Here is an 11,758-nt window from a genome sequence, read left to right as displayed (position 1 = left end):
CGTCAGCGTTCGCCGGTCCAGATGCCCTCGATGCCGCGCGACCGGTGCAGGTCGCCGCGGCCCCAGCGGCCGTTGAAGCGGCGGTCGTCTTCTGAAAACACCGCGTAGAAGTAGCCGCGGCCGTAGGCGTCGATCCATTCGCAGCGGAGCGTGTTGCCCGGCTGGCGCTGGCAAGGGCCCAGCGTGCCGGCCACCTTGCGGTTGCCGGGCTCGACGAACACGTAGCGGCCCACCGTCTGGTCCTGCGCGTCCTGCCAGAGCACGGTGGTGACGGGCAGCAACCCGCTGCCGCTGAACAGCTTGCCGGTGTAGCTGATCTCCTTGGGCGCCGACGCGCAGCCGTGCAGCAGCGCCACCACGGTGGACACGGCGAGGAAACGCAGGAGTGTCATGACTGCGATGCTGCCACTGCGCGCGGCGGGCAGCAAGCGCCGCGGGTAGGGGGTAGGGCGTGGATCAGGACTTGGCGCGCAGGTCGACGCTGCGCGCCTTCGCCAGCTTCACCATCTCCTCGCCAGCGGCCAGGAACTCGACCTGGCCTTCGCGCATCTGTTGCCGCGCCTTGTCCATGTCGGCCTGCACGGCCGATTCGAACGCATCGGCCGCGGCCTTGGTGCCCACGCTGAGCTTGCCGAACCCGGTGACCATGCGGCCCTGGATGTCGCGCACCTCGTCCGACTTCATCGTCACCTTCTGCAGGTCCACCTGGGCCCGGCCGATGGCCAACGACGATTCGCGCAGGATGGCCGCCTTTTCCTCGGGTGTCTTCGCGGCCTGCACCTTGGACATCGCCTGCTGCACGTTCGCCGACGCCATGGCGGCCTGGCCCGCGCTGTTCAGCGCCACCAGGTCGGTGCCGATGGGGTCGATGCGGTTGCACGCAGACAAGGCCACGAGCGAAGTGACGGCAAGGGCGGCAAGAAGGCGGCGCATGGAACGGTTCCAGGAAGTCAGGAGGAGGTGAGGGCCAGGCGCAGCCCGCTGCCGGCCGGGCGGCGCGAGGGCGCCGCGGCCAGGCGTTCGCACAACATCAGCACGAGGCGGCGCAGGCCATCCCACGCGTCGGTGGGCCAGCCGGGGTGGCGCAGGCCCTTGGCCAGGCCGTCGCACACCTGGGCGGCGTCCACCAGTTCGGCCAGCGCCGCGTCGGTGAGCACCGGGGCGGCACGTTCGAACAGGCGTTCCTTCGCACCCCACACGCGGGCTTCGCGCAATGCCATGGGCAACGGCTTGCCCTGGTTCATCGCATCGCGCACCCGCTTGAGCGCCAGGATGTCGTTGGCAAGCGTCCAGTGCACCAGCACCGCGGCCTCGCCCTCGGCCTGCAGGCCGTCGAGCATGCGCAGCGACCGTCCCACCTGGCCTGCCAGCACGGCTTCGCCGAGCTTGAAGACGTCGTAGCGGGCCACGTTGAGCACGGCGCTTTCGATCTGCTCGAACGTGAGCTCACCCGCCGGGTACAGCAGCCCCAGTTTCTGCACCTCCTGGTGCGCGGCCATCAGGTTGCCCTCCACCCGGTCGGCGAAAAACGCCAGCGTGTGCTGCCCGTCCTCGCCGGCCACCACCCGCTGCCCTTGCGCCGACAGGCGCTGGGCGATCCAGGTGGGCAGGGCCTTGCGGTCGATGGCGTCCACGCGCACCGTGGCCCCGGCGCCGTCGAGCGCCACGAACCACGCGCCGCTCTGCTGCGTGCGGTCGAGCTTGGGCAGTTGCACGATGGTGACCACGTCGTCCGACAGCGTTTCGCAGTAGCGCTGCAGGGCCTCGGAGCCGTCCTTGCCCGGTTTGCCGGACGGGATGCGGATCTCGACGATCTGCTTGTCGGCAAAGAGGCTCATCGCCTGCGACGCACCCAGCAGGCTGCTCCAGTCGAAGTGGGCGCCTGCCACGGTGTGCACCTGGCGTTCGGTATGGCCGACAGCCCGCGCCGCGGCGCGGATGGCATCGACGGCCTCCTGCGCGAGCAGCGGTTCGTCACCGTACACGGTGTAGATGGGCCGCAGGCCCTTGTCGGCCGCCTGCTTCAGGTGCCCGGCGAGTTGGTCGGCGCGCAGTTGCATCGGTGGGGGGCGTTCAGGGTTTGATGGCGGCCAGGCGGCGCACCACCTGCAGCGCGATGTCGTCCTGCATGGCGCGGAACAGCAGCTGCTCTTCCTGTTCCTTCGCCAGCGCGTCGCGTTCCTTGTAGCTCATGTCGCGGCTCTGGACGATCTCGGTGCGGCCGATCAGCTCGCGGCCCGAGGCGGATTGCAGCTGGAACACGAGGCGCGAGCGCAGCTGCAGTTCACGAACCTGGGCCGACGAGGTGTACGCCACCACGCTCTTTTCGTCCGCATCGCCGAGCACCTCGAAGATGGCCTCCGCCTGGGCGCGGCCCTCGACGAGCCGGGTGGTCGGGGCACCGGCGAGCGCCCGGCGCAGCGCCACGCCCATCGGCGACGTGGGCTTGAACCCCGACAGGTGCAGCGTCTTGAACGGCAGCTCCGGCGCACGCCGCAGCTGGAAGCCACAACCGGCGAGCGCCGAGGCGCCCGCCAGCGCCACGAGCCAGGCGCGCCGCTGCATCAGACCACCACGTTGACGAGCCGGCCCGGCACGACAACGATCTTCTTGGGCGCCTTGCCTTCGGCGAACCGGATGCACTCCGGGTTCGCGAGGGCCATGGCCTCGATGGTGGCCTTGTCGGCCGAGGCCGGCACGCGGATGGACCCGCGGAGCTTGCCGTTGACCTGCAGCATCAGCTCGATCTCGTCCTGCACCAGCGCCGCGGGGTCGACCTCGGGCCAGGCGGCGTCCAGCAGGTCGCCCGCCACGGCCGCGTGGCCGAGCTGCTCCCACAGGTGCCACGTGACGTGCGGGCAGGCCGGGTACAGCGCGCGCAGCAGGATGCCGAAGGCCTCGCGGATCACTTCGGGCGCATCGCCCTTGAACCCTTCCAGCGCGTTCAGCAGTTTCATGCCACCCGAGACGACGGTGTTGTACTGCATGCGCTCGTAGTCGTACGAGATCTGCTCGAGCACCTTGTGCACCTCGCGGCGCAGCGCCTTGGCGTCTTCCGGCAGGTTGGCCGGCACGGCGCCCGCGCCCTTCGCGGCCTCGGCCTGCTTGACACCGAAGTTCCACAGGCGGCGCAGGAAGCGGTGTGCGCCCTCGACGCCGGCGTCGTTCCATTCGAGCGTCTGCTCCGGCGGGGACGCGAACATCACGAACAGCCGGGCCGTGTCGGCCCCGTAGCGGTCGATCAGGTCCTGCGGATCGACGCCGTTGTTCTTGCTCTTGCTCATCGTGCCGACGCCTTCGTAGTCGACGGCCGAACCATCGCTCTTGAGCTTGGCACCGATGATCTTGCCGCCGTCGTCGAAGACGTTGTCCACGTCGTGCGGCCAGAAGTACTCGATGCCACCCTTGTCGGTGCGCCGCGAGTAGATGTGGTTCAGCACCATGCCCTGCGTCAGCAGCTTCGTGAACGGTTCGTCGATCTTCACGAGGCCCAGGTCGCGCATGACCTTGGTCCAGAAGCGCGCGTACAGCAGGTGCAGGATGGCGTGTTCGATGCCACCGATGTACTGGTCCATCGGCATCCAGTACTGCGTGCCGCCACCCACCATGGCCTTGTCGTTCGAGGCGTCGCAGTACCGCATGAAGTACCACGAGCTGTCGACGAACGTGTCCATCGTGTCGGCTTCCCGGCGCGACGCCTTGCCGCAGGTGGGGCAGGGCACGTTCAGGAAGGCGGCATGCTTGTTCAGCGGGTTGCCGCTGCCGTCGGGCACCACGTCTTCCGGCAGCACCACCGGCAGGTCCTTCGCGGGCACCGGCACCGGGCCGTGGTCGGGGCAGTGGATGATGGGGATCGGGGTGCCCCAGTAGCGCTGGCGGCTGATGCCCCAGTCGCGCAGGCGCCAAGTGGTCTTCTTGGTGCCCAGGCCCTTGTGTTCCAGCGCCTTCGCGACGGCATCCACCGCCGCGCCGTACGGCAGGCCGCTGAAGTAGTCGGAGTTGATCGTGACACCGCGCTGCTTGTCGCCGTACCACTCCTGCCAGTGGTCGTAGCTGAAGTGTTCACCGTCGATGGTGACCACCTGCAGGATGTCGATGCCGTACTTCTTCGCGAACGCGAAGTCGCGTTCGTCGTGGGCCGGCACGCCCATCACCGCGCCGTCGCCGTAGCTCATCAGCACGTAGTTGCCCACCCACACCGGCACCGGTTCGTGCGTGAGCGGGTGCGTGACCACGAGCCCCGTGGGCACGCCCTTCTTTTCCTGCGTGGCCAGCTCGGCCTCGGTGGTGCCGCCCGACTTGCACGCTTCGATGAACGCGGCCACGGCCGGGTTCGACGCCGCTGCGTGGGCGGCCAGCGGGTGTTCCGGCGCCACGGCACAGAACGTCACGCCCATCACCGTGTCGGCGCGGGTGGTGAACACGTACAGGCGGCCGTCCTGGATCAGGTGGCCGTCGGCACCGGTGATCTCGTGCGGGAACGCGAAGCGCACACCCTCGCTCTTGCCGATCCAGTTCTCCTGCATCAGCTTCACGCGTTCAGGCCATCCCGGGAGGCCGTGCCGCACGTGGTCGAGAAGTTCGTCGGCGTACTTCGTGATGTTCAGGTAGTAGCCGGGGATCTCGCGCTTCTCGACCGGCGCACCCGAGCGCCAGCCGCGGCCGTCGATCACCTGTTCGTTGGCGAGCACGGTTTGGTCCACCGGGTCCCAGTTGACGACCTGGGTGCGGCGTTCGCAGATGCCGGCTTCCAGCATCTTCAGGAACAGCCACTGGTTCCAGCGGTAGTACTGCGGGGAGCAGGTGGCGATTTCCCGCGACCAGTCGATGGCCAGACCCATCGCCTGCATCTGCTTCTTCATGTAGGCGATGTTGTCGTAGGTCCACTTCGCCGGCGGCACCTTGTTCTTGATGGCCGCGTTTTCGGCCGGCAGGCCGAAGGCGTCCCAGCCCATCGGCATCAGCACGTTGTGGCCCTTCATGCGCAGCTGCCGCGTGAGCATGTCGTTGATCGTGTAGTTGCGCACGTGGCCCATGTGCAGCTTGCCGCTGGGGTAGGGCAGCATCGAGCACGCGTAGAACTTCGGACGACTGGTGTCCTCGGTGACGCGGTAGGCGTCGGCGGCAGTCCACGCGGCCTGGGCAGCGCGTTCGATCTCGGTCGGTTTGAAGTCGGGGCTCATGGGGGGGCGCAGGAGGGCGCTCGAAGGGATCCGGCGATTATAGAAAGCGCATGGCCCCCTCCGGGGGGCCAACCTCATGGCGCTTCGGCCTGGCGCCGCTTAAAAAGGCGCCGGGCCCCGCCCGAACGGCCGGGAAGTCGTGCCGAAAACCACAACCGGACACAAAACCACGTTCAAACCCACCTGGTGCCCCGCCTTGGCGGCCGGGGCGGCGTCAGGTGCCGGTGCGCGTGTACGTCGCCATCATGAACGGCGTCCAGTTGCCATCGGGTCCCTGCATGTGCGACGTCAGCGTGCGCAGGTCGTTGCCCTTGAGTTCGATCACGTCGCGGTACAGCGCCGTGCCGTCGCCGCTCATGTTCGGCCCTTCCACGGCCATCGTCAGCACGTTCCCCGAGGCCTCCCGCGTGATGTCGTACACCCAGAGCTCGGTCATCATCGAGCCCATCCATGTGCCCACGAAACGTTTCGTGCGCACGTTGTAGCCGAGGGTCAGCACCATCGTGGCCTCGCCGCCGCCCGGCATCTCACCGGTGCCGAGGCACTGCACCCAATACGGACCCACGGCCTTCACGGTTTCGCGGCCCTGGAACACTTCGTCCTTGCCATCGGGGCCCGGCATGCGGCTCTCCGTGATCCAGTCGCCCACGAACTTTTGCAGCCACCGGTGTTCTTCGGTCGGTTCGATCATCTCCATGGGTCACCTCCGTGGGCAGGTCAATGAATCAATCGGTTAAGTATGAGCCCATCGAACGCCGTGTCAACCCGGCCTTGCTGGCATCAAGGCCTTGTGATTAGAATCCGCCTGCTTGTCGGGGTGCCGGGGGTCGATACGACCTGAGGCTGAGATGGCGCAATGCGCCAAACCCGTTGAACCTGATTGGGATAACCCCCGCGTAGGAAACAATGCACTCGGCCCTGGCGCACCCCGTTGCGCTCGGTCTCCAGGCAGGCACCCCACCACTGGAGTCACGATGGCCAAGTCCCCCTCCCACGTCGATACCGACGACCTCTCGCGCCGCATCACCCGCAACGCCTTCCCCGGTTCGAGCAAGGTGTACCTGCCCGGTTCGCGCCCCGACGTGCGCGTGCCCTTCCGGCAGATCGAGCTCAACGACACGCTGGTCCATGAGGGCGCCGGCGAACCGCGCCGCGAACCCAACCCGCCGCTGCGCGTGTACGACGCGTCGGGCCCCTACACCGACCCGGCCGCCACCATCGACATCGCCCGTGGCCTGCCGGGCCTGCGCACCGCGTGGATCGAAGAACGTGGTGACACCGAGGCCCTGCCGGGCCTGTCGAGCGCCTTCGGCCGCGAGCGGCTGGCCGACCCCAGGCTTGCTGCGCTGCGCATGACGGCCGCGCCGGTGCCCCGCCGTGCCAAGGCGGGTGCCAACGTCTCGCAGATGCACTACGCCCGGCGCGGCATCATCACGCCCGAGATGGAGTTCGTTGCCGTCCGCGAGAACCTCGTGCGCGCCCAACTGCGCGAACGCCTGGCCACCGAACGCATGCCGCAGCCAGGTCACTCGTTCGGCGCCGGGCTGGTGGCCGACATCACGCCGCAGTTCGTGCGCGACGAGGTGGCGCGCGGCCGCGCCGTGATCCCGTGCAACATCAACCACCCCGAGAGCGAGCCGATGGCCATCGGCCGCAACTTCCTCGTGAAGGTCAACGCCAACATCGGCAACTCGGCCGTCACGTCGGGCATCGAGGAAGAGGTGGACAAGCTCGTGTGGGCCATCCGATGGGGCGCCGACACGGTGATGGACCTCTCCACCGGCGACAACATCCACGAGACCCGCGAGTGGATCCTGCGCAATTCGCCCGTGCCCATCGGCACCGTGCCCCTGTACCAGGCGCTCGAGAAGGTGCACGGCAAGGCCGAAGAGCTGAGCTGGCCCTTGTTCCGCGACACGCTGATCGAGCAGGCGGAGCAGGGGGTGGACTACTTCACCATCCACGCCGGTGTGCGCCTGGCCTACGTGCCGCTCACCGCTAACCGCCTCACCGGCATCGTCTCGCGGGGCGGCTCCATCATGGCCAAGTGGTGCCTCTCGCACCACCGCGAGAGCTTCCTGTACGAACACTTCGGCGAGATCTGCGAGATCATGAAGGCGTACGACGTCTGCTACTCGCTGGGTGACGGCCTGCGCCCCGGCTCCATCGCCGATGCCAACGACGAGGCCCAGTTCGCCGAACTGCACACCCTGGGTGAACTCACGAAAGTGGCCTGGGAGCACGACGTGCAGGTGATGATCGAGGGCCCCGGCCACGTGCCGCTGCAGCTCGTCAAGGAAAACGTCGAGAAGCAGCTCGAAGCCTGCTTCGAGGCGCCGTTCTACACGCTCGGGCCCCTGATCACCGACATCTCGCCGGGCTACGACCACATCTCGTCCGCCATGGGCGCGGCCAACATCGGCTGGTATGGCACCGCCATGCTCTGCTACGTCACGCCGAAGGAACACCTGGGGCTGCCCAACCGCGACGACGTGAAGCAGGGCCTCATCGCCTACAAGATCGCCGCGCACGCGGCCGACCTGGCCAAGGGGTTCGCCGGCGCGCAGATGTGGGACAACGCGGTGTCGAAGGCCCGTTTCGAATTCCGCTGGGAAGACCAGTTCCGCCTCGCCATCGACCCCGACACCGCGATGGCGTACCACGACGAGACGCTGCCGAAGGAAAACGCGAAGGTGGCGCACTTCTGCTCGATGTGCGGCCCGAAGTTCTGCTCGATGAAGATTTCGCAGGAGGTGCGCGAGTTCGCCCGCATGAACCCCACCGTGCGGCCGGCCGTGCCCATCGTGGAGGTGCGCCAGTCGCTCGACGACAAGGCCGCCGAGTTCCGCGAACGCGGCAGCGAAATCTACCTCTGACCGGGAGCCCGCCATGCCCCATGTGGCCATTGCCGGCGCCGGCCTCGCCGGCCGCCTGATCGCCTGGCGGCTTGCACGCGCCGGATGGCGTGTGAGCCTCTTCGACCGCGGCGCGCGCGACGACCGCCGCTCCGCCTCGCACGTGGCCGCGGCCATGCTGTCGCCGCTCGCGGAGCGGGTGTCGTCCGACGGCGTGGTGTTCGACCTCGCGCAGCGGGCGATGGCGCTGTGGTCCACGTGGGTCCCCGAGCTGCAGCAAGACAGCGGGCACGAGGTGTACCACCGCCGCGAGGGCACCCTGGTGGTGGCCCACCCCGCCGACCGCGGCACGCTCGAACACTTCGCGCAGGTGCTGCGCCAGAAGCTCGAACCGCCGCAGCAGGACCTCGTGCGCACCGTGGACCGCCCGGGCGTCGCAGCCCTCGAGCCGTCGCTGGCCGGGCGCTTCGAGCAGGGGCTGCACCTCGTGGGTGACGGCCAGCTGGCGAACGACGAACTGCTCGCCGCCCTCACCGTGGCACTCGACCGCTTCCGCAGCGAGTGGCACGACGGCTGCGAGGTCACGTCACTGACGCCGGGGGCGTTGCACACGGCCGAAGGCCGCTGCGATGCCGACGTCGTGGTGGACACGCGGGGCATCGGCGCGAAGGCTGCGTTGCCGGGCCTGCGCGGCGTGCGCGGAGAGGTGTTGACGGTGGAGTGCCCGGGCGTGGATCTGCGGCGGCCCGTGCGGCTGATGCACCCGAGGTACCAGATGTACATCGCACCCCGGCCCCGGCACCGCTTTGTCGTGGGGGCCACCGAACTCGAAAGCGAGGACCGCGGCCCCACCACCGTGCGCTCCGTGCTCGAACTGGGCAGCGCGTTGTACAGCCTGCACCCCGCGTTCGGCGAGGCCCGCATCGTGCACATGGCCGCCAGCCTGCGGCCGGCGTTCGATGACCACCGGCCCGTGCTGCGGTCCACTCGCGGCGTGTGGGAACTCAATGGCCTGTACCGCCACGGCTACCTGTGTGCGCCGGCGCTGGTGGACGACCTCGTGCGGACGCTCTCGTGATGAGCCGCCGCGTCTTTTTCAACGGCTGCGCGGTCGACACCGGCGCGGCCACGCTGGGCGAACTGCTCGTGGCCCAGGGCCACGACCTGGCCACCGCGATGGCGTGTGCCATCAACCGCGATTTCGTGCCGCGTGCGCAATGGGCCACGCGTGTGCTGGCCGAGGGCGATTGCGTGGACGTGATCGTGCCTGTCACTGGAGGTTGAACCCATGAACACCACCCCCTGGACCGTGGGCGGTCACCCGCTTCAGAGCCGCCTGCTGCTCGGCACCGCGCGGTACCCCTCGCTGCAAGTGCTGTCCGACGCCGTGGCCGCGTGTGGCACGCAGGTGCTCACCGTGGGCCTGCGCCGGCTGCAACCCGAGCTGGGCGGCGGCAACGCGTTCTGGCAACGTGTGCGCGACCTCGGCTGCCACGTGTTGCCCAACACCGCCGGATGCCACTCGGCGCAGGAAGCCGTCACGCTGGCCGAGATGGCCCGCGAGATCTTCGGCACCGCGTGGATCAAGCTCGAGGTGGTGGGCGACGACTACACCTTGCAACCCGACCCGTTCGGCACCGTCGAGGCCGCCACGCTGCTCGTCAAGTCCGGCTTCCATGTGTTCGCGTACACGACCGACGACCTTGTCGTGGCCCGCCGCCTGCAGGACGCCGGCGTGGCCGCCATCATGCCGTGGGCTGCCCCCATCGGCACCGGCCGCGGGCCGCTGAACCCCTACGCACTCGAAACCCTGCGGGCCCGCATGCCCGACGCCGTGCTGGTGGTCGACGCCGGCCTTGGCCGGCCATCACACGCCGCCTCCGTCATGGAGATGGGCTTCGACGCGGTGCTGCTGAACACCGCGGTGGCCGAGGCCGGAGACCCCGTGCGCATGGCCCGCGCGTTTGCCGACGCCACCCATGCCGGCCGCCTCGCGTTCGAAGCCACCCCGATGGCCACGCGCCAGACCGCGCAGGCCTCCACCCCCACCGTGGGCCAGCCGTTCTGGCACACCACCTGACACCCCCATGGGCTATTTGTTGACGATTGCCGGGCATGACCCGGTGCACGGCGCCGGTGTCACGGCCGACCTCGCGGCCTGGGCCGCGATGGGCCTCGACGGCGCCAGCGTGGTCACCGCGCTCACGGTCCAGAACTCCTCCGGCCTGCGCCGCGTCGAGCCCGTGTCGGCCATGCTGGTGCGCGACGCGCTGCAGGCCGTGTTGCTGGACGGCGAACCGATGGCCATCAAGGTGGGCATGACCGGTTCGGCCGCGGTGTTGCGGGAGGTGACGGACTTCGTGGCCACACGCCGTTGCCCTGTCGTGGTGGACCCGGTGCTTGCCGCGTCCAACGGCCAAGCCGCGCATGGCGGTGATGCGGCAGCGTTCCTCGCGGCGTTGCGCGGGCTGCTGCGGCACGCCGACGTGGTCACGCCCAACCTGCCCGAGGCGCTGGTGCTGCTCGATGATGCGCCGGTGACGCTGCCCGCGTTGCGTGCGCTGTGCCGCGGGGCCGTGGTGCTCAAGGGCGGGCATGGCGGCGGAAGCCGCAGTGTCGACTGGGTGGCCGACGGCCAGCGCACGGCCCGGTTGTCGTCGCCACGTTGGCCCGAGCCGGCCCACGGCACCGGCTGTGTGTTCTCCGCCGCGCTGGCCGGCATGCTGGCCCGCGGCTGGGACGTGTTCGACGCCGCGGCCGAGGCGAAGGTGCGTGTCACGGCCGGCATCGCGCGCGCGCGCCGGCAGGGGCCGGGCCGCCCACACACCCATGCGGCCGCGCAGGCGGACGCCACGCACCTGCCCACGCTGCACTGGGCGGTCGAGGGGGCCACGGCCGAGCCGCCGTCCGCGGCCGCGTTCGCGCCCATGGCGGGCCCGATGGGCTTCTACCCGGTGGTGCCCGATGCGGCCTGGGTCGAGCGGCTGCTGGGGTGGGGCGTACGCACGGTGCAGCTGCGCGTCAAGGCCGGCACGCTCGGCGACGAGGCCTTGCGCGCAGAGATCGATCGGGCCGTGGCGGCAGGCCGTGCCGTGCCCGGCGCCCAGGTGATCGTCAACGACCACTGGCGCCTGGCCATCGCGGCCGGCGCCTTCGGTGTGCACCTGGGGCAGGAGGACCTGGAGACGGCCGACCTCGGTGCCCTGCGGCACGCCGGACTCCGGCTCGGGGTCAGTTCGCACACGCCGTCCGAGATGGCGCGGGCGCACGCGGTGGCCCCGTCGTACGTGGCCATCGGCCCGGTGTACCCCACCACGCTGAAGGCGATGCGGTACGAGCCGGTGGGGCTCACGCAGCTGGCGGAATGGACCCGCCGCTACCAGCCGGCCTACCCGGTGGTGGCCATCGGCGGCATCGACCTCGCGCGCGCGCCCGGGGTGTGGGCGTGCGGGGTGGATTCCGTGGCGGTGGTGAGCGCGGTCACGCAGGCCGCCGACCCGGAGGCGGTGGTGCGGGCGTTCCTGGCACAACGTCATCCCGACGCAGGCCCACTGCTATCCGGCGAAAGTTTGAGCGCTGAGCGGTAAGTGTGTTCCCACACAACCCTGTCGTCCCGGCGAAGGCCCACTACTGTCCGGAATAAATTGGACCGAGGTCACGTAAGTTGTTGCGAGCACTCGCTGTTTGGGATAAATCCCAGAGCGCCAACTCAAAACAACC

General features: G+C 69.3%; 11 protein-coding genes and 1 riboswitch. Of the genes, 5 read left to right on the top strand and 6 right to left on the bottom strand.

The window, feature by feature from the left end; translation table 11 throughout:
• Window positions 1-2: 2 nt before the first annotated feature.
• From ASC87_RS18030 to ASC87_RS18005, 6 genes are all read right to left on the bottom strand, one after another.
• Window positions 3-392 (bottom strand): hypothetical protein, encoded by a 390-nt coding sequence (locus ASC87_RS18030; protein WP_157604110.1) that lies wholly within the window; start codon window positions 390-392, stop codon window positions 3-5.
• 64 nt (window positions 393-456) lie between these two features.
• Entirely contained in the window at window positions 457-933 is a 477-nt protein-coding gene (locus tag ASC87_RS18025) for a hypothetical protein (RefSeq protein WP_056665146.1), read from the bottom strand.
• A gap of 17 nt (window positions 934-950) precedes the next feature.
• The gene (gene holA, locus ASC87_RS18020; protein ID WP_056665143.1) at window positions 951-2,060 is read right to left on the bottom strand and encodes a DNA polymerase III subunit delta; all 1,110 of its coding nucleotides are present in this window, start codon (window positions 2,058-2,060) and stop codon (window positions 951-953) included.
• 13 nt (window positions 2,061-2,073) lie between these two features.
• The gene (gene lptE / locus ASC87_RS18015) at window positions 2,074-2,565 is read right to left on the bottom strand and encodes an LPS assembly lipoprotein LptE (RefSeq protein WP_056665140.1); all 492 of its coding nucleotides are present in this window, start codon (window positions 2,563-2,565) and stop codon (window positions 2,074-2,076) included.
• Window positions 2,565-5,183, bottom strand: a complete 2,619-nt coding sequence (leuS, locus tag ASC87_RS18010) for a leucine--tRNA ligase (RefSeq protein ID WP_056665136.1) — start codon at window positions 5,181-5,183, stop codon at window positions 2,565-2,567. Before leuS ends, lptE begins: the two co-directional genes overlap by 1 nt.
• Window positions 5,184-5,397: 214 nt before the next feature.
• Window positions 5,398-5,880 carry a DUF1579 domain-containing protein gene (locus ASC87_RS18005; RefSeq protein ID WP_056665133.1) on the bottom strand — a complete coding sequence of 161 codons (483 nt, stop codon included), beginning with the start codon at window positions 5,878-5,880 and terminating at the stop codon, window positions 5,398-5,400.
• Window positions 5,881-5,986: 106 nt separating this feature from the next.
• Window positions 5,987-6,103: riboswitch (TPP riboswitch) on the top strand.
• Window positions 6,104-6,157: 54 nt separating this feature from the next.
• Between ASC87_RS18005 and thiC the strand changes: the two genes are divergently transcribed.
• From thiC to thiE, 5 genes are read left to right on the top strand one after another with little or no spacing between them, the layout of a single operon-like run.
• Window positions 6,158-8,059 carry a phosphomethylpyrimidine synthase ThiC gene (thiC, locus tag ASC87_RS18000; protein WP_082568720.1) on the top strand — a complete coding sequence of 634 codons (1,902 nt, stop codon included), beginning with the start codon at window positions 6,158-6,160 and terminating at the stop codon, window positions 8,057-8,059.
• A gap of 13 nt (window positions 8,060-8,072) precedes the next feature.
• A complete protein-coding gene (gene thiO, locus ASC87_RS17995; protein ID WP_056665130.1) occupies window positions 8,073-9,116 on the top strand; it encodes a glycine oxidase ThiO in 1,044 nt (347 codons plus the stop codon).
• Window positions 9,116-9,322, top strand: coding sequence for a sulfur carrier protein ThiS (gene thiS / locus ASC87_RS17990; RefSeq protein ID WP_056665127.1), 207 nt, complete (start codon window positions 9,116-9,118; stop codon window positions 9,320-9,322). Before thiO ends, thiS begins: the two co-directional genes overlap by 1 nt.
• A 4-nt stretch (window positions 9,323-9,326) precedes the next feature.
• Entirely contained in the window at window positions 9,327-10,118 is a 792-nt protein-coding gene (locus ASC87_RS17985) for a thiazole synthase (RefSeq protein WP_056665124.1), read from the top strand.
• Window positions 10,119-10,125: 7 nt separating this feature from the next.
• Entirely contained in the window at window positions 10,126-11,625 is a 1,500-nt protein-coding gene (thiE, locus tag ASC87_RS33265; RefSeq protein WP_082568719.1) for a thiamine phosphate synthase, read from the top strand.
• Window positions 11,626-11,758 lie beyond the last annotated feature (133 nt).

Origin of the sequence: Rhizobacter sp. Root1221, from assembly GCF_001425785.1 — a bacterium.
In the GTDB taxonomy this organism is placed as follows: Bacteria; Pseudomonadota; Gammaproteobacteria; order Burkholderiales; family Burkholderiaceae_C; genus Rhizobacter.
The sequence above is the reverse complement of the archived record's forward strand: the minus strand, read 5'-3'. Positions and strand labels throughout refer to the sequence as shown.